The sequence below is a fragment of the Corallococcus sp. CA041A genome (genome assembly GCF_003612075.1).
Taxonomy (GTDB): Bacteria; Myxococcota; Myxococcia; order Myxococcales; family Myxococcaceae; genus Corallococcus; species Corallococcus exiguus.
Map to the genome: position 1 here is coordinate 1 of NZ_RAWF01000217.1, position 17115 is coordinate 17115.

16 protein-coding genes and 1 pseudogene are annotated in these 17115 nt (G+C 69.3%); 10 read left to right on the forward strand and 7 right to left on the reverse strand.

Features of this window, described 5'->3' with window-relative positions; translation table 11 throughout:
- The 5 genes and pseudogenes from D7V77_RS30845 to D7V77_RS30865 all read left to right on the forward strand — a co-directional run.
- Positions 1-383: pseudogene (locus tag D7V77_RS30845) on the forward strand (PTS mannose transporter subunit IID); the annotation flags it as partial.
- 59 nt (positions 384-442) lie between these two features.
- Positions 443-1195, forward strand: a complete 753-nt coding sequence (locus D7V77_RS30850) for a PTS system mannose/fructose/sorbose family transporter subunit IID (protein WP_120561717.1) — start codon at positions 443-445, stop codon at positions 1193-1195.
- Between the two features lie 33 nt (positions 1196-1228).
- Complete coding sequence (locus D7V77_RS30855) at positions 1229-1507, forward strand: HPr family phosphocarrier protein (RefSeq protein WP_120561227.1); 279 nt, start codon at positions 1229-1231, stop codon at positions 1505-1507.
- A gap of 43 nt (positions 1508-1550) precedes the next feature.
- Positions 1551-3362, forward strand: coding sequence for a phosphoenolpyruvate--protein phosphotransferase (gene ptsP, locus D7V77_RS30860; RefSeq protein WP_120579871.1), 1812 nt, complete (start codon positions 1551-1553; stop codon positions 3360-3362).
- A 94-nt stretch (positions 3363-3456) separates the two neighbouring features.
- The gene (locus tag D7V77_RS30865) at positions 3457-3789 is read left to right on the forward strand and encodes a hypothetical protein (protein WP_120579872.1); all 333 of its coding nucleotides are present in this window, start codon (positions 3457-3459) and stop codon (positions 3787-3789) included.
- A 36-nt stretch (positions 3790-3825) separates the two neighbouring features.
- Here D7V77_RS30865 and D7V77_RS30870 read toward each other — a convergent pair whose 3' ends face one another.
- The 5 genes from D7V77_RS30870 to D7V77_RS30890 form a co-directional block, all read right to left on the reverse strand.
- Complete coding sequence (locus D7V77_RS30870; RefSeq protein ID WP_233597351.1) at positions 3826-4362, reverse strand: MgtC/SapB family protein; 537 nt, start codon at positions 4360-4362, stop codon at positions 3826-3828.
- A gap of 10 nt (positions 4363-4372) precedes the next feature.
- The gene (locus D7V77_RS30875) at positions 4373-4978 is read right to left on the reverse strand and encodes an MXAN_6521/LA_1396 family lipoprotein (protein ID WP_120579873.1); all 606 of its coding nucleotides are present in this window, start codon (positions 4976-4978) and stop codon (positions 4373-4375) included.
- 100 nt (positions 4979-5078) lie between these two features.
- Entirely contained in the window at positions 5079-7730 is a 2652-nt protein-coding gene (locus tag D7V77_RS30880) for an RND family transporter (RefSeq protein ID WP_120579874.1), read from the reverse strand.
- Between the two features lie 113 nt (positions 7731-7843).
- On the reverse strand, positions 7844-10012 hold the full coding sequence (locus tag D7V77_RS30885) for a site-specific recombinase (protein WP_120579875.1): 2169 nt from the start codon (positions 10010-10012) through the stop codon (positions 7844-7846).
- A 118-nt stretch (positions 10013-10130) separates the two neighbouring features.
- Positions 10131-10727, reverse strand: coding sequence for an ABC transporter substrate-binding protein (locus D7V77_RS30890; protein WP_120579876.1), 597 nt, complete (start codon positions 10725-10727; stop codon positions 10131-10133).
- A 233-nt stretch (positions 10728-10960) separates the two neighbouring features.
- On the opposite strand from D7V77_RS30890, the gene metK reads away from it, so the two are divergent.
- The 3 genes from metK to D7V77_RS30905 all read left to right on the forward strand — a co-directional run bounded on the left by metK (position 10961) and on the right by D7V77_RS30905 (position 14530).
- Positions 10961-12151: a methionine adenosyltransferase gene (gene metK, locus D7V77_RS30895; RefSeq protein WP_120579877.1), complete on the forward strand. Its 1191-nt coding sequence runs from the start codon at positions 10961-10963 to the stop codon at positions 12149-12151.
- A gap of 127 nt (positions 12152-12278) precedes the next feature.
- Complete coding sequence (locus D7V77_RS30900; protein WP_120579878.1) at positions 12279-13196, forward strand: methionyl-tRNA formyltransferase; 918 nt, start codon at positions 12279-12281, stop codon at positions 13194-13196.
- 83 nt (positions 13197-13279) lie between these two features.
- The gene (locus tag D7V77_RS30905) at positions 13280-14530 is read left to right on the forward strand and encodes a glycosyltransferase (protein WP_120579879.1); all 1251 of its coding nucleotides are present in this window, start codon (positions 13280-13282) and stop codon (positions 14528-14530) included.
- A 1-nt stretch (position 14531) separates the two neighbouring features.
- Here the strand turns inward: D7V77_RS30905 and D7V77_RS43910 are convergent, their stop codons facing one another.
- Entirely contained in the window at positions 14532-15269 is a 738-nt protein-coding gene (locus D7V77_RS43910; protein ID WP_233597352.1) for a di-heme oxidoredictase family protein, read from the reverse strand.
- Between the two features lie 258 nt (positions 15270-15527).
- Between D7V77_RS43910 and D7V77_RS30915 the strand changes: the two genes are divergently transcribed.
- Both D7V77_RS30915 and D7V77_RS30920 read left to right on the forward strand, forming a co-directional pair.
- The gene (locus tag D7V77_RS30915) at positions 15528-15929 is read left to right on the forward strand and encodes a type II secretion system protein GspG (RefSeq protein WP_120579880.1); all 402 of its coding nucleotides are present in this window, start codon (positions 15528-15530) and stop codon (positions 15927-15929) included.
- A 107-nt stretch (positions 15930-16036) separates the two neighbouring features.
- On the forward strand, positions 16037-16444 hold the full coding sequence (locus tag D7V77_RS30920) for a type II secretion system protein GspG (RefSeq protein WP_120579881.1): 408 nt from the start codon (positions 16037-16039) through the stop codon (positions 16442-16444).
- A gap of 194 nt (positions 16445-16638) precedes the next feature.
- Here D7V77_RS30920 and D7V77_RS30925 read toward each other — a convergent pair whose 3' ends face one another.
- Positions 16639-17112, reverse strand: coding sequence for a YchJ family protein (locus tag D7V77_RS30925; RefSeq protein WP_120579882.1), 474 nt, complete (start codon positions 17110-17112; stop codon positions 16639-16641).
- Positions 17113-17115: the final 3 nt, after the last annotated feature.

Here is a 17115-nt window from a genome sequence, read left to right on the forward strand (position 1 = left end):
GGCGGGTGGGGCGCAGGCTGGACCGGCTGCTGGAGGGCTACTCCGCCCGGCTGGCGCGCGTGGCGCTGTCGTCCGCGGAGGCCGGCAACCTCAACCGCGCCATGCGGCAGAACCTGTGGGGCATGTGGCCGCACTTCGTGTCCTACGGCGCCATCACCGGCGTGTGCGCGCTGGCCGGCTACTTCCTGGAGCCGCTGATGGTGGCGCTGCCGCACGGGCTGGTGCGGGGCCTGGCGTGGGCGTACCCGGCCATGGCGTCCGTGGCGGCGGCCATCGCCGCGCAGTCCAGCCACGCGAAGCGCGCGCCCCTGTACGCGGGCCTGGCCGCGGCGGCCGTCACCGTGGCGGTGGTGCTGGTGCAGTTGCAGGAGCAGCGGCCTTGAGCACGACGCCCACTCCCGTGCCTTCCGCGCCCGCCGCCGCGCCGGCCTTCACGCCGCCCGTGCGGCTGTCCCGGGGCACGCTGCTTCGCGTGTTCCTGCGCTCGCTCTTCCTCCAGGCGTCGTGGAACCCCAAGGGCATGCAGAACCTGGGGCTCGCGTACGCCGTCTACCCGGCGCTGGCGAAGCTGTACCCGCCGGGTCCGCTGCGCGAGGCGGCGGTGCGCCGGCACCTGGTCTTCTTCAACACGCACCCGTACGTGGCGGCGGCCATCGTGGGCGGCGTGGTGAACCACGAGCAGAAGATTGCCCGGGGGGAAGAGACGCCGGACCGGGTGGTGGGCTTCAAGGCGGCGCTGATGGGGCCGCTCGCGGCGCTGGGGGACGGGTTCTTCTGGCTGTCGCTCAAGCCCGCGGTGGGCGGCCTGTGCGCGGCCATGGTGCCGCTGTTGGGCGTCTGGGCGGTGGCGCTCTTCCTGGTGCTGTACAACCTGGTGCACCTGCTGCTGCGAATCCGGCTGTACTGGCTGGGCCTGAATCTGGGAGACCGGTTGGTGGAGGCCGTGGCGCGGGTGAACCTTCCCGCCAAGGGCGCCCGGCTGAGGGGCGTGGCGGCGGCGAGCGCGGGCGGCCTGGCCGCGTGGCTGGCGTTGAGCTTCGGGGCGACGGCGGGCGGGACCTGGGCGCCGTTCCTGGCGGTGGGGTGCCTGGCGGTGGGCGTGTTGGCGTACGTGCTCGTCAACCGGCGCGTCCCCACCTACGTGGTCCTCTACGTCGCGGCGGGATTGGCCTGCGCGGCGGGTGCCTTTCTGTGAGTACGAACAGTCGAGTGAAGCGGGAGTCGCACGATGGCCAGTGAAGCCGAGGGAACCTTCGAGATCATCAACGCGCTGGGGCTGCACGCCCGGGCCGCGGCGCAGATGGTCAAGGTGGCCAACCGCTTCAAGAGCGAGGTCTTCATCAAGGCCTCCGGACAGCGCGCCAACGCCAAGTCCATCATGGGCGTGCTGATGCTCGCGGCGGCCCAGGGCACCCAGGTGACCCTCACCTGCAAGGGCGAGGACGCCGAGGCCTGCTTGTCCGAATTGAAAAAGCTCATCGAGGACCGGTTTGGCGAAGCGCAGTAAGCGTCAAAAGGGGAGTTAGACTCCCCAAGAGGTCAGGAGAACCGTGAGCAGCCAGGCCACCCCTACACTCAGGCTGTCGGGCATCGGCGCCTCCCCGGGCGTGGCGGTGGGCCACGCCTTCATCCTGGACAGGAAGCGCATCCGCACGCCCAAGCTGCGCCTGGCGGACGCGGAGGTGGAACCCGAGCGGATGCGGATGAAGACCGCCATCGACCTGTCCGACCGCCAGCTGGCGGAGCTGAAGGACCAGATCACGCGCACGGAGGGCAGCGACCACGCCCTCATCCTGGAAGCGCACCGGCTGATGCTCCACGACCCCATGCTCGTGGATGAGGTGAACCGCCTCATCGTGGAGGACCGCATCAACGCGGAGTGGGCGGTGCGGCGCACGGCCCGCAAGATCAAGCACCTCTTCGACAACATCCCGGACGAGTACTTCCGCGAGCGCCGCTCGGACGTGGACTACGTGGCCGACCGCATCATCCGCAACCTGATGGGCCAGGTGGTGGATGAGGACGTGGAGGTGCCCGCGGAGGCCATTGTCGTCGCGCATGACCTGCCGCCCGCGGACGCTGCGATGATGGCTCGCAGCGGCCGCGTGGCGGGCTTCGTCACCGACCTGGGCGGACAAACGAGCCACACCGCCATCGTCGCCCGCGCGCGGGAGACGCCCGCGGTGGTGGGCGCGGGGCGCGCGAGCGAGCAGATTTCGCCGGGCGACCTGGTGGCCATGGATGGCACGCGCGGCGTGGTGCTGGTGAACCCCACGGAGGACCAGCTCGCGCTGTTCCGGGAGGAGCAGCGCCGCTACCTGGAGAGCGAGCAGCTTGCGCTGGCCACGAAGGACCAGCCCGCGGTGAGCACGGACGGCTTCCGCATCCGGCTCAACGGCAACATGGAGTTCCTGGAGGAGATCCCCTCGCTCCTGGCTCACGGCGCGGAGGGCATTGGCCTGTACCGCACGGAGTTCATGTTCCTGGACCGCAAGACGGCGCCCACGGAAGAGGAGCACTACCGCGCCTACAAGCAGGTGCTGGAGGCCATGGGCGGCCGTCCCGTCACCATCCGCACGCTGGACCTGGGCGGCGACAAGGTGCCGGGCAAGACGAAGCACGAGAAGGAACCCAATCCGGCCATGGGCCTGCGGGCCATCCGCTACTGCCTGTCCAACCGGGAGCTGTTCCGCGTCCAGCTGCGCGCCCTGCTGCGCGCGAGCGTGCACGGCAACCTGCGCCTCATGTTCCCGCTCATCTGCGGCGTGAGCGAACTGCGGGAGGCGCGCAGCGAGCTGGAGGCGTGCCGCACGGCGCTGGGGCGTGCGGGAGTGCCGGTGGGCAAGCGCTTCCCGGTGGGCATCATGGTGGAGACGCCCAGCGCGGCGACCATCGCGGACCGGCTGGCACAGGAAGCGGACTTCTTCTCCATCGGGACGAACGACCTCATCCAATACTCGCTGGCCATCGACCGCCAGAACCGCGAGGTCGCGTACCTCTACCGGCCGCTGCACCTGTCGGTGCTGCGCATGCTCCAGGGCATCGTGGACGCGGCGAAGGCCGCCAACATCCCCGTCTCCATGTGCGGCGAGATGGCGGGCGATCCGCTCTTCACCCTGGTGCTCCTGGCGCTGGGCTTCGACGAGCTGTCCATGACGTCCGGGCAGATTCCGGTGGTGAAGCGGATGATGCGCCGGGTGAGCCGGAGCGAAGCGGTGGAGATGCTCCAGGGCGCCATGGAGCTGACCACCGCCGAGGAGATCGAGCGCTTCGTGCGCACGGAGATGGACCGGCGCTTCGGCGGCGGCCAGGAAGGACTGCTGCTGCCGCCGGCGCATGATCCTGAACCTGAGTCCGTGTAGGCCCTGCTCCCTTCGCATGAATGCGAGGGGAGGGGGTCGCCGTTTCCAGGGGGAGTGAGCACGTTCGCCGGACACGAATGCAGGAGGCAGCAGCGTGTTCAAGCCAACGGACATTCAGCGGGGCATGACGGTGCGGGACCGGGACGGCGAAGCGCTCGGTGGCATCGTCGCGGTGGACCCGCGCGGCTTCACCATCGGCACGGGGCGCATCTTCGAGCGGGAATACCCGGTGCGCTTCTCCGACGTCGCGGACCTGGATGAGGACGACGTCTACCTGCGCCAGGACCTGGCCAGCCTCCCGGGCGCCATGCTGGCCGAGGGCGCGCTGGACCTGGATGATGACTCGCGCCACGACATGGGGGACGCGTCGCACCGGCCGGTGGCCTACACGCACGACCTGACGGGCGCGCTGGTGCCCGTGGAATAGGGGGCGGCTGGCGGGTGGCCGCACGCACCCCGCACGTCACTCGGGACGGGACTCCTCTTCACCCGTGGGGGGCCCGTCCTCGCTGTTCTTGCCGTCTGGCGGCTTCCTGTATTGCCCGGCGTGCCGTCCTGTTTCGGGCGACAGCATCCGGGAGATGGGGCGCAGCACCACCAGCGACAAGAGGGCCAGGGCCACGGTGGCGCCGGCCGCCACGTAGAGCCCCAGCCCGCAGGCCAGGCCCACCGAGGCCGTCAACCAGAGGTTCGCCGCCGTGGTGAGCCCTCTCACCGCTTCCCCGTGGCGCAGGATGACGCCCGCGCCCAGGAAGCCGATGCCCACCACAACCTGGCTGGCGATGCGGCTGATGTCCGTCTGCGTGCCGCTGGGGTTCGCGCCCGTCCGGAGCAGCTCCTCCGTGTAGACACTGGAGAGCGTGAAGCAGCACGCCCCCAGCGCCACCAGCGTGTGCGTGCGCAGCCCCGCGGCCTGGTTGCGCGCCTCGCGCTCCACGCCCAGCACGCCGCCCAGCAGCGTGGCCAGCACCAGCCTGCCAATGAGGACCTGAGGTTCCACCCGGGCGACGCTACTCGCCCAGGTCGATCTTCTCGTCCTTGTCCGCGTCGTTCAGTTCGGGATTGGGCAGCGTGTCCAGCGTGGCCACCAGCAGCTTGTAGGACGGCACCACGTAGGGCTCCACGTCCTTGCTCAGCTCCGTCACGTACTGCTCCTTGCGCTCCACGTACTTCTTGTCCTCGGAGTCCCAGCTGCCGCCGGCCTCCGCGGCCCAGACCTCCTCGCCGTCGCGGCAGCGGATGAGCTGCGCCTTCACCGCCACCTCCGCGCCGTCACCCACGCGCTTCACCGTGGGATCCATCCAGAGCACGCCCTCGATGCCCTCCACGCACTGGTCCTGGAAGGTGAGGTCCGTGCGGCGCTCGGGGAGGGACGTGTTGGCCTTCACGATGTAGTCCCGGTTCTGGTTCAGCCACTGCCGGGCGATGAGGCTCCACAGGTCGCCGATGTACTGCTGGCCCTGCGGGAACGGCTGCGTCACCACCGCCAGCCGCTTCACCTGCTGCCGGTCCACCGTCGCGTAGTCGGCACGCAGCCGCTGGCTCTTCACCGCGCTCGCGCAACCCGTGAGCACCATCAGACCCAGCACCGCGCCCACCCGCTTGAACGTCCCCATGGCTTGAAGCTCCCGAAGAAAAGAACGGCCCCGCGCTTCCCTTCAAGGGAAGGCGGGGCCGAAAGGTCCGGCGCGGATATTAAGCGCTTCCTCCGCGCTGTCAGGCGGCGCGTGTGGAGGACGTGTCACCGCCCGTGGCGGAACCGCCCTCTGGCGAACGTCCCGCGTCCTTCTGCCGCTTGTCGTGCATCAGCTGCATCACCGCCGCCAGCACCGTGAAGGACACCAGCAGCGTGGTGATGAGGCCGATGCAGGCGACGATGCCCATGGAGCGCAGGCCGTTGTGGCTGGCCACCAGCAGCGCCGCGAAGCCCGCCACCGCCGTCAGCGTGGAGGACACCACCGCCGCGCCCACGCTGCGCAGCGCCACCAGCGGGGACGTGCCCTCCAGGAAGCGGTGCAGGAGGTACAGGCCGTGGCTCACGCCGAAGCCCAGGAGGATGGGCAGGATGATGATGTTCATGAAGTTCAGGCGCAGGTCGAACAGCGCCATGAAGCCCATCATCATCGCCAGGCCCACCGTCAGCGGAATCACGGACGCCAGCGCCAGCTTCGCGTTGCGGAAGTCCGCGAAGTGCATCACCAGGATCCACAGCGCGGTGAGGATGACCGTGAGCTTCGCGTCCTTGAGCACCATGCGCGCCAGCGACGCGTACAGCTGCGTGGCGCCCGCGGCGCGGAACTCCTTCTCCACCGGCGCGCCCGTGGGGCCGCCTTCCGTGAACTTGCCCGGCGTCACCATGCCCTTGATGGAGCGGGTCTGGTCCGCGAACTGGAGCATCTGCTTGCCGTCCCACAGGTCCACGCTCGGGTAGATGAACGTGAGGTAGCCGTGGTTCTCCGGGCTCGTGGTGGGCAGGTGGCGGAACTGCGAGGCGTAGATCTCCGGCACCTGGTGCACGTCGAAGGGCCGGGCCTCCAGCATCTTGAAGAACAGGGCCGCCTTCTCCTGCGTCTCCGGCGGCAGCGCCTTCACGTCGATCTCCTTCAGCTCCTCCTGCCACTCCTCCAGGATCTTCGCGTTCGCCTGGGAGATGCCCTCCGGCGGCACGAAGGTGAAGAGGCTCATCACCTGGGAGATGGCGGGGCGCTTCTTCGGGTCCGCCGTCAGCTCCTTGTAGAGGGCCTCCGTCTCCGCCAGGTCCTTGGTGTAGATGGCGAGCGGGTCGCTGGCGATCTTGAAGCGCGCGTTGATTTCATCCTGCAGCACCACGGACGGCTGGTTCGCCGGCATCAGCGCGCGGGTGTTGTAGTTGAAGCGGACTCCGTACGGCAGCCGCGCGAAGAAGCCCGCGTCCGCCGGGGGCTCGCCGCTCTTCCACGGGATGGCCGCGCCGCACACCACCGCGACAATCACGCAGCCCACCGCCAGCACCAGGCCGGGGCGCGGGATGCGCAGCTCCTTGCCGGACGCGTTGGTCGTGGGCGGCGGCTTCATCACGCCGATGAGCTTCTGCGGCAGCTCCGGGTTCCTTCGGCCCGCGATGGCCAGCAGCGCCGGGCACCAGGAGAACAGCGTGAAGCCCAGCATCAGCGTGCCCGTGCCGGCCAGGAAGCCGAACTGGGAGAAGCCTTTGAACTCGCTCACCATCAGCACGTAGAACGAACCCGCCACCACCACCGCGGACACCAGCGCCGGGCGGCCCGCGTTGATGACCGCGTCGCGGATGGCCACGTCGTAGCGCTTGCCCGCGCCCAGCTCCAGGCGCGTGCGGAAGATGAAGTGGATGCCGTAGTCGATGCCGAACCCCATCAGGATGCCGCCCAGGATGGAGGTGATCATGTTGAGCTCACCCAGCGTCGCGTAGGTGAAGCCCAGCGTGTACAGCGTGCCCGCCACCGTGCCGCTCACCACGATGAGCGTGGGCGCCCACTTGCGGAAGAACGCGATGGTGATGGCGAAGATGGCGACGAGCGCGATGATGGTGACCGGCTGGAGCGAGTCCTCGATGGCGTACGAGTCGTCCACCGCCGTCTTGTAGGAACCCGTGAAGCCGTAGGCGACCGTCTTCTTGTCGCCCATCTTGTAGTAGTCCTCCACCAGCTGCACGCCCGCGGGGTTGCTCTTGGAGTACTGCTCCAGGTCCCCGCGCAGCTTGTCCACGTACTGCTTCGTCTGGCCAATCTGGTTGGTGTCCCACATCGGCTTGATGAGGAGCAGGAGCAGCTTGCGGTCCTGGGAGATGTAGTAGTCGTCCGCGATGCTCTTGTTGCCAACGCTGGAGTACTTGTCGACCAGGTCCTGCAGGTCCAGCTTCACCGGCTCCGTCTTCTTGATTTCAATGTAGAAGGGGTTCGCGCGGCGGATCTGATCCTTGAGGAACGCCATGATGCGGCGCTTGCCCTCGGCCAGGTCCTCCGTCTTCACGAACAGCACCATGTTGTTCTGAACGAACTCGACGGGAATCTTGTAGGTGATGGAGCGCGCGTTCTCCTTGTCCTTGCCCACCATCGCGGCCACGTCGTCCGCGACCTTCTTGAGCGTGGCCTCGTCGTCACCGCGGAAGGTGAGCATGAAGAAGCCGCTGCCGCCCACCATGTCGATGACGCGCTTGACGTCCTTCACCTCCTGCAGGTCCTGGGAGATGAGGTCCAGCTGGTTGGAGTTGATGGTCAGCTTCGACGTGCCCCACACCGAGATGCCGAGCAGCAACAGCAGCACGAGCATGACGGTGCCGGGGCGCCGGACCAGCATCTCTGCGTAGGCCAGGGCGAGGCGGGGCGGGGGATGGGAAGAAGGATTGCCGCTCATGGGCGCGGGACCCTATCGCCGAACGTCCCCGCCCGGAAGCAAAGCCCGGGGTGCCTGTCCGCCCCACCTCCGCGCGAGACAGGGCCTCTTGTCCGAGGGAATAAACCGCGACTTCAGTGTCCTGGAGGCCCGGCCAGGGGGACGACCTGCGCCTGCGTCCCACCCGTGGCGGGCTCGTCGCGGGGCGGGATGAGGAAGGGGAGCGGGTTTCGCAGGAAGCGCAGGAACACCGCGCCCAGGAAGCGCAGGCCCTGGCTCACCGGGACGTCGCGAGCGCGCAGGGCCACGCCCAGGGCCAGCGTGAAGGACACGCCGAAGTTGACGACGCCCACGACGAGCACCCCCGCGGCGGCCGCCAGGAAGCCCGGCTCCATCACGGCGGAGGGGCCCAGCGCGCACCCGGCGAAGGCCAGCGCGCCGAAGGAGAAGGTGACGTGCCGCACGTCCAGCGGGACGCCGAAGAAGCCGCCCACGCCCGGCATCACCGCCAGCAGCACGCCCAGGGTGACGCCGCCGCCCACGCCCGCCGCGTGGTGCATCAGCGCGTCCGCCACCTTGCGCGCGCCCGTCGCTCCGAAGAGCGCGCGCAGCACGCGGTGGTGGGCGAGCGCCTCTGGCAGGCGGCGGTAGACGATGAAGTTCTCGAACCAGCCCGCGGCGACGCTGGAGGCCCAGAGCATCACCCCGGTCAGGATGGCGTGGAGGAGCGTCGCGCTCTTCCAGGGGTGCAGCGTCTCCACCACGTGCTGCGCCTGCTGCGCGGTCAGGTAGGCGTGGCCCTTGAGGAACTGGAAGCCCAGCGCCAGCGCCACCGCCACGGGAAGGACGCAGCCCAGATTGCCCAGGATGGCCGCGAGCTGCGAGCGGGTGATGCGCGGCACCAGCGCCGCCAGGCGCTCCATGCGCCGGGTGCCCTCGTCCGGGCCCGCGTCCTCGCCCACCGCGGCCGCCAGCGTGGAGGCCGTCATGGACGGCTGCTTGGTGGCCAGCGTGAAGCCCAGCAGCTGCATCACCACGAAGCCGCCCGCGTAGTTGAGCGCGACGAAGAGGCCCGCGAAGAAGGGGGCCAGCGGAAGGCCGGTGAGGAGGAACTTCAGCGCGACGGCGACCGCGGCGACGAGCCCGCCGCCCGCCGCCGAGTGCACCATGTGGTGGAACTCGGCCGTCGTGGAGGTGATGTAGTGCTCACCCGTGTTGCCGGTGCGCTCGATGATTTTTCGCGCCAGCAGCCGCGCGTTGCGGCGCACCAGCGCACGCACGGAGCGGTCCTCATGCGCGAGCCGCAGCAGGTCCGACAGGAGCTCCAGCGCCTCGCGCCAGCGCGGCTCACCCCGGGGCGAGCCCAGCACCCGCGCGATGGCCTCCATCCGGTCCAGGCCGCGCTGGATGCACTCCAGGCGGTACACCAGGTCCACGCTGACGCCGAAGTGTTCCAGGTGCTGGGTGACGGTGCGCACCACGCCGCGGCAGTCCTCCACCACGCGGAGCAGGTCCGCCAGCGACTCCTGGGCCCCGTCGCGCGCCAGCACCGCGTCGCCCGCCATCCGCAGCCGCAGGAAGGGCGACGCGCGAAAGGACATGTCCGGAATGCGGTCGCGCACGTCCTCGGCCAGCCCCAGCCCCGTCACCTGCACGCCCAGCAGCACCAGCGCGTCCATCAGGTCCCCGCGCACGCGTGAGGACGGGGTGGGCTCTGGTGGGGGCGGGTCGCCCACCAGCGCCGTCAGCCGCGCCAGCAGCAAGGGGGACAGCGCGCTCAGCCACTCCGCGTCCTCCGGCACCGGGAACAGGCGCAGGAGCAGCTCCGACAGCTTGCCCGGCTCCGCCGGCGCGGGCAGCACGCCGCGCGCGAGGCGGTCCGTCAGCTCGGAGAAGAAGCCGTTGCCGGCGCTCAGGCCCACCTGGGCGAAGAGCTTCAGCCCCCGGCTGTTCGCGCACACCCCCGCCACCAGCCGGGTGACGGACGCGCGCAGGGCGCCCTCGCCCTCCAGCACGCGCACCAGCAGGGACAGCCGGGAGTTCGAGGGGGACAGCGCAAGGTCGTCCGCGTCCGTGAGGCCCTGGGCGGGGATGCGGTCGCGCATCCAGTGGATCCACCGCTCCACCCACTCCAGGCGCGGCTCCAGGCCGTCATCGGGGACCTCCGACAGCAGCCGGAGCAGGTCCCGGACCGCGGGGTGGCCGGGGGCCCGGGGCGCGTACTGGACGCAGAACGCGTCCATCTCACGGTCGGACGGCACACCCCGGAGCAGCAGCCGCGGGGCGGGGGTCGAAACAGTCATTCGCCAGGCGCTCCGGGGGAGGAGGAACGCCCCAGCCTAACCGGCCCGCGCCTCCCCCGGAACCCGGAGGGACGGCGAAGGCATGATTGCCTGGCTGCCCAGGCGGCAACTGACTGGATTACTTCACCTTCACCGAACCCAGTTCGTTGTTCTTCGCACGCATGGCGCCGAGCAGCCCGTCCCAGCCGCCCTCCTTGAAGAGGGGGCGGACCTGATCATCGCGGATGCCGGTGAGCATGGAGTCGCCCAGCACGGACACGTCCACGACCTTCCAGCCGCTGCCCACCTTCTCCACGGCGTACTTGAGCTTCATCTCCTGCTTCTTCAGCGGGTGGTTGATGAAGATGGTGGAGCCCACGAGCGCCTTGTCGCCCGTCACCTGCGGCTCGTCGTAGGTGATGGAGTCCAGGTTCTTGAAGTTCTCGCGCACCTTGGGGAAGGCGATCTTCGCGAACAGGTTCTGGAAGAGCTGGGTGAACTCCTTGCGCTGGGCGTCCGTGGCCTTGGTCCACTCGTCACCCAGCAGGAAGAGTCCCTGCTGGTCGCTGCCCAGGTTCTCCAGGGCCTTGAGGTCCTTCTCGTAGCGCACGGACTGCACCACGGTCTTCACCGGCTTGGTGATGGCTTCGGAAGCCTTGGGCGCGGCGAGCGCGGGCACGGCGAAGGCGATGGCAACCAGGAAGGGAAGGGTGCGAAGGCGGGCGATGGCGTTCATATGGGTCTGTGACCTCCAGAAGAAGGGCGCGGGTCCTGTAGCCCAGGGGAACGCCGCGCGAACCAATAAATTCATCCGGCGAGCAGGCACACCCGCGGCATCGGGTCCGCCTGTCCGAAGGGCGCTTTCGCCGAATAAACCCCTGTACCGACAGGTTTGACTCTGCTGGGACCGCACGTTTAGTGTCCGCCCCCTGCGCTGCGTCACCGAATTAGCGCGAAGCCCGAGAAGACATGCCTACCGACTTCCTGTTCACGTCTGAATCCGTCACCGAGGGCCACCCGGACAAGATCGCCGACCAGATCTCCGACGGTGTGCTCGATGCCATCATCGCCAAGGATCCGCAGGCGCGCGTCGCCGTGGAGACGCTCGTGAAGACGGGCCTCGCCATCGTCGCTGGCGAGGTGACGACGAATTGTTACGTGGACATCCCGAAGATCGTCCGCTCGACCATCACGCGCATTGGCTACACCGACAGCTCCATGGGCTACGACGGCCACACCTGCGGCGTCATGGTGGCCATCGAGGGTCAGAGCCAGGACATCGCCCGGGGCGTGGACAACAAGAAGGACCAGGGCGCCGGTGACCAGGGCATGATGTTCGGCTACGCGTGCGACGAGACGCCGGAGCTGATGCCCGCGCCCATCCACTACGCGCACGCGCTGACCCGCCGCCTGGCGGAGGTGCGCCGCAAGAACCACCCGTGGATCCGCCCGGACGGCAAGAGCCAGGTGACGGTGGAGTACAAGGACGGCAAGCCGCTGCGCATCGACGCGGTGGTGCTGTCCACGCAGCACTCGGATGACGTCTCCAACAAGAAGATCCAGGAGGCCATCCGCGAGGACGTCATCCTGAAGGTCCTGCCGAAGAAGCTCATCGACAACAAGACCAAGTTCTTCATCAACCCCACGGGCCGCTTCGTCATCGGCGGCCCCATGGGCGACTCGGGCCTCACGGGCCGGAAGATCATCGTCGACACCTACGGCGGCATGGGCCGTCACGGTGGCGGCGCGTTCAGCGGCAAGGACCCGTCCAAGGTGGACCGCTCGGCCGCGTACATGGGCCGCTACATCGCGAAGAACGTCGTGGCGGCGGGCCTGGCCCGTCGTTGCGAGGTGCAGGTGTCCTACGCCATCGGCGTGGCGGAGCCTGTCAGCGTGATGGTGGAGACCTTCGGGACGTCCACGGTGCCGGAGGAGCAGATCGCCCGCGCCGTGCGCCAGACGTTCGGCCTGCGCCCGCGCGAAATCACCGAGCACCTGGACCTGCTGCGGCCCATCTACCAGAAGACCGCCGCGTACGGTCACTTCGGCCGTGCGGAGAAGGAGTTCACCTGGGAGCGCACGGACAAGAAGGACGCGCTCCGTGAGGCGGTCGCCGCCCCCGCTCCCAAGACGCGCACGCCCCGCCTGAAGGCGGTCTGACGCACCGGAAGCACTCCGGTTGAGCCCACGCGCTCGTCCCCTCCCGGGGGCGAGCGCGTTTTCATTTCCGCGGATGGCGCGTGCGTTGGCCGGGCGCACACGGTGGGTGAATTGTTAGGGCACGGCCATGCCGACTTCGGGTGCCGCGCCTGGCTGGCGCATCGTGCTGCTCACCGTGGCCCCCGCGGTGGCGCACGACTTCACGTTGGCGCTGAGGGCCCAGGGGCATGACGTGGTGGCGCTGGTGGTGCCGGCGGGCATCCGGGGCCTGCGCCCACTGGACATGGAAGGGTGGGCGGAGCTGGGGCGGCTCTTCGAGGCCGCGCCGCCGTCAGTGGACGTGTTGCTGGTGAGCGAGCGGGCACACCTGACGCCCCGGTTGGCGGGCCTGAAGCCGGACCTCCTGCTGTGCTTCTTCTTTCCGTGGCGGCTGCCGCCAGAGGCGCTGGCGCTGGCGCGGCTGGGGGCGGTGAACGTGCACCCGTCCCTGCTTCCTCGATACCGGGGGCCCTGTCCGCTGGGGTGGGCGTTGCGCGAGGACGCTCGCGAGCTGGGGCTCACCTTCCACCGCATGGACGCGAGCTTCGACACCGGACCCGTGCTCGCGCAGGGGGCGTTCCCGGTGACGGACGAGGACACGGAGGAAGTGGTCTTCGAGAAGCTGATGCTCGCGTCGCGCCGGCTGCTTCCCGGGGTGGTGGAGCGCGTGGCGCGGGGAGACGTGGGCGAGCAACAGGCGGGGGCCGACGCGACCTTCGCGCCCTTCTTCGAGCCGGCGTATCGGGACATCGACTGGCGCGACAGCGCGCGCTCCGTGCACTTGAAGGTGCGCGCGTGCCGCTTCGCCGGGTGGCGTGGGGGCAGGGGCGATGCGAGGGCCCGGCTCGATGGCCGCTGGGTCCGGGTGCGGCGCACGCGGATGTGGCGGGGCGAGAAGCCTTGCGCGGAGCCGGGCACGTTGCTGGCCCGACAGGGAGACGAACTGCTGGTGCAGTGTGGGGACACGCCGCTCTGGGTGGTGTCGCACGCGCCGGAAGAGGCCTGAGCGGGAGCGCCACGGCGGGCAGCCGGGCGAGCGGATGGGGGCGCGCGGGTGGCACCTGCCGACGGGCGGACACATCCAAGGGTATGGCGAAGAATCCCGGAGACCCCTACCCCCTCGTCCAGGTCGAGCACTACGAGCGCTACGTGGGCGCGGAGGTGGTGGAGCGCATCCTGGAGAAGGCGCGTCCGCTGCAGGACCTGCGGGTCGTGCACGTCAACTCCACGTACTACGGCGGCGGGGTGGCGGAGCTGCTGTCACCGCTGACGCTGCTGATGAACAGCGTGGGCATGGCCACCGAGTGGCGGGCCATCCAGGGTCCGCCGGACTTCTTCAGCATCACGAAGAAGATGCACAACGCGCTGCAGGGCGCGGACATCCACCTGACGTCGATGAAGGCGACCATCTACGAAGAGGTCGTCTACGAGAACGCGGTGCGCAACCGGTTGGACCACGACCGGGTCGTCATCCACGATCCGCAGCCGTTGCCCATCGTGCGGTACAGCCGCAAGCGCGGGCCGTGGATCTGGCGTTGCCACGTGGACCTGTCGAATCCGGAGCCGTCGCTGTGGGCGTACCTCAAGCCGTTCGTGGAGCAGTACGACGCGACGGTGTTGAGCATCCCGGAGTACGCGCGCGAGCTGTCCACCCCGCAGGTGTTCTTCATGCCGGCCATCGATCCGTTCTCCATCAAGAACCGGGAGATGAGCGAGTCGGAGATTGAAGAGCGGCTCCAGCATCACCACATCCCCACGGACCTGCCGCTGGTGGTGCAGGTGTCACGCTTCGACCGGTGGAAGGATCCGGAGGGCGTGGTGGCCGCGTGGCGGATCGCTCGCAAGGAGATGCCGTGCACGCTGGTGTTGCTGGGCAACATGGCGTCGGACGACCCGGAGGGGCAGCAGGTCTACGAGCAGGTGATGCGGCACAAGGATGAGCGGCTCATCATCCTCAGCCAGGAGGACACGGCGCTGGTGAACGCGCTCCAGCGCCGCGCGGCGGTGGTGGTGCAGAAATCACTGCGCGAGGGCTTCGGGCTCACGGTGGCGGAGGCGATGTGGAAGGGCACGCCCGTCATCGGAGGGAACGTGGGCGGCATCCGTCACCAGATTGAGGACGGGCACAACGGCTTCCTGGTGGACTCGGTGGACCAGTGCGCCCAGCGCATCGTGCAGTTGCTCCGGACCCCAAAGCTGCGCAACCAGCTGGGGCACCACGCGCACGAGACGGTGCGCCGCCGCTTCCTGCTCACGCGCTACCTGGAGCAGTACCTGGACCTCTTCAACGCGTTCGAGGCCCGCTACCACCTGCGTCCCCTGCCGCACGTGACGACGTGAGTCAGAGCGAGTCCAGGAATGTGAGCAGCGCGGCGCGCTCCTTCGGGGACATGCGCTGCACGGTTTCGCGCGAGGCCTGGGCTTCGCCGCCGTGCCAGAGGATGGCCTCCAGCACGGAGCGCGCGCGGCCGTCGTGCAGTAGGCGCGTGTGGCCGTTCACGGTGGCGGACTCCTCCGCGCCGCCGTTGAGCTGCCACGTGAGGCCCGTGACCGCGACGTTGTCCGTGGCCCGGCCCGTGACGCTCACCTGGTACACGGTGAGGTCCTGGCCCTCGGTGGGGCTGGTGAGCGCCAGCGTCGGGGCCTGCGTGTCGACGGTGGGCGCGACGTAGGTGAAGTGCAGCGTCGCTTCCGTGGCCTGGCCCGCCGCGTCCACCGCGCGCAGGACGACGGTGTTCCCGCCCGCCACCGGCTCCACGGGCACCGTCACCGACTGCTCCGTCTGGCCCTGCGTGACGGGGACATTCGTGGCGGCGCCGCTGTTGGGCGTGACCGTCAGCGTCGCGAGCCCGCCCTCGGCGTGAACCACCGCCTGCACCTGCACCGGGAACGCCTCCACCTGGGCGCCCTCCGTGGGCGAGGTGAAGGACACCGTGGGCGCCGCGGCCTGCGGGCCCGCGTCCGTCTGCGTGCCGGCATCCGTGCCCGCGTCCACGGTCACACCCGCATCCGTGTTGCCCGAGGGCTGGGGCGTCGGGTCGTCGTCACCACACGCTCCGAGCAGCAGCAGCGTCGCCACCCACGCACTCCACATCGCTTTGTGTCCCCGCATGGACCCGCCTCGCTGGCCGTTCACGGATTACCGTTTCGGCTGGCTGATTTGAGATTGATTCGCAAAGTCGATTCGAGGCGGCGTGTATCGCGGCATGCGCCTCGCGCGCAAGGGGGTGGGGTGGGTGCGGCGATTGCACGGTGGCGCCGTGAGGCCGCGCCCGGTGCGCGCGGTGACACGACACGGTGGCGCGTCGCACATGACGTTCGCGCCAGAAAGACAGACATGCCCTCTCGAATCGGCCTCCGTCCCTGGCTCAAGACCTACAGCTGGTTGCTTGTCTTCGTGGCGCTGGTCCTCAGCGGCTACGCCGTGCTGGCGCTGTCCATGATGAACCTGGAGCGAGGGGCGCAGCTGCGGATGGTGGCCCTGGACATGCGGCACCTGCTGAAGGCGGTGACTCGGTACGCGGAGCGGGCGGGACACGTGCCGCCGCCATCCGTGGGGCTCTCCGCGCTCGTGGAGGAACGCCTCCTGGAGCGCATCCCCGTGGACCCCTGGGGCCATGACTATGTGTACCGCGTGGAGGCGGGCACGCCGGTCATCCTGTCCTATGGCCGTGACGGCATCCCGGACGGCGAAGGCCCGGACGCGGACCACTCCTCTCGCGTCCTCCTGGCGGAGTGAAGTGGGCCCACGGGTTGCAATGGCAGTCATCCCGGAAGGCAAAGGGGCCTTCCGTGAGGGACACGTTGACCCCGGCCCGTGCCGGTCGGCGTGTCAGAAAGACAGACATGGACAGGAAGAAGCGACGTCAGCGCGGCATGACGCTGATTGAAATCATGGTCGTCATCACCATCCTGGGCCTCATCGCCGCCGCGGTGGGCGTGTCGGTGATGAGTCAGTTCGGCCAGGCGAAGCAGCAGCGCGTGGGCCTGGACTTCGGTTCGCTGGGGCAGGGACTCCAGCTGTACGCGATGAAGAAGGGCCGGCTGCCGGACACCACCTCCGGGCTGCGCGTGCTGGTGGAGGAGAGCATCCTCCCGGAGCTGCCGCGCGACCCGTGGGGCAATGACTACGTGTACACGCTGGACAGGGGCGTGCCGGCCATCGTGTCACTGGGCGCGGATGGCGCACCGGGCGGTGACGGCGATGACCGGGACCTCTCGTCACTCGACCGGGACGCGCGGTCCCGAGGGTGACGGAGGGAGGAAAAGGGTGCTGCCCGAGTGGAGAAGCCACGATTGGGTGGCGTTTCAGGCCAAGGCGGATTCGAACCGCAAGCTCCCTGTGAGGGGAGCCGTACCAGAGCGTGTAGGGCCTCTCCGGCCGGGCAGCACTCCCAGGGACGCAAATGCCGCGAAAATCCTGACGGGGGATTTTCGCGGCCGCGCCTTCATGCCGCGGGGAAGGTTTCCAGCGTGAGGGACTCGGGCGGGACCTTCAGCTCGCGGGGCAGCTTGAGGACGCCGTCCAGGTAGCGCCAGCCGGTGCCGTCGTGGCGGAAGTCAGAGCGCTCCACGAAGGACTGGTCCTTCCCCTTCTCGAACACCTTGGCGAAGAAGAGGACGCGGGCGAGCCCCGTGGTGTCCGGAGGCTGGTGGCCCAACACCGCCAGCCCCGGGTACTGGTGGGCCTGGGCGAAGGCGCGCAGCTCGCGCACGACGTCCGCTTCTGGACGGGCCCGCATCGGGTGGTCGGGGTGGAGCGTCTTCCACAGGTAGGCGGCCTCGCGCCAGGCGAAGGCGCTGTAGCGGCTGCGCATCAGGCGCTCGGCGTCCGGGGCTTCCGCCTCGCCTTTGTGGAAGGGGGCGCAGCACTGCTTGTAGCGCTGGCCGGAGGAGCAGGGACACAGGGGGACGGGGGGCATGGC

What these genes read in the sequence shown, in the direction of transcription:
- D7V77_RS30855 (WP_120561227.1), top strand. Translation starts at nt 1,229, where the DNA reads ATGGCCAGTGAAGCCGAGGGAACCTTCGAGATCATCAACGCGCTGGGG.
- D7V77_RS30875 (WP_120579873.1), bottom strand. Translation starts at nt 4,978, where the DNA reads ATGGGGACGTTCAAGCGGGTGGGCGCGGTGCTGGGTCTGATGGTGCTC.
- D7V77_RS30880 (WP_120579874.1), bottom strand. Translation starts at nt 7,730, where the DNA reads ATGAGCGGCAATCCTTCTTCCCATCCCCCGCCCCGCCTCGCCCTGGCC.
- D7V77_RS30885 (WP_120579875.1), bottom strand. Translation starts at nt 10,012, where the DNA reads ATGACTGTTTCGACCCCCGCCCCGCGGCTGCTGCTCCGGGGTGTGCCG.
- D7V77_RS30890 (WP_120579876.1), bottom strand. Translation starts at nt 10,727, where the DNA reads ATGAACGCCATCGCCCGCCTTCGCACCCTTCCCTTCCTGGTTGCCATC.
- metK (WP_120579877.1), top strand. Translation starts at nt 10,961, where the DNA reads ATGCCTACCGACTTCCTGTTCACGTCTGAATCCGTCACCGAGGGCCAC.
- D7V77_RS30900 (WP_120579878.1), top strand. Translation starts at nt 12,279, where the DNA reads ATGCCGACTTCGGGTGCCGCGCCTGGCTGGCGCATCGTGCTGCTCACC.
- D7V77_RS30905 (WP_120579879.1), top strand. Translation starts at nt 13,280, where the DNA reads ATGGCGAAGAATCCCGGAGACCCCTACCCCCTCGTCCAGGTCGAGCAC.
- D7V77_RS30915 (WP_120579880.1), top strand. Translation starts at nt 15,528, where the DNA reads ATGCCCTCTCGAATCGGCCTCCGTCCCTGGCTCAAGACCTACAGCTGG.
- D7V77_RS30920 (WP_120579881.1), top strand. Translation starts at nt 16,037, where the DNA reads ATGGACAGGAAGAAGCGACGTCAGCGCGGCATGACGCTGATTGAAATC.
- D7V77_RS30925 (WP_120579882.1), bottom strand. Translation starts at nt 17,112, where the DNA reads ATGCCCCCCGTCCCCCTGTGTCCCTGCTCCTCCGGCCAGCGCTACAAG.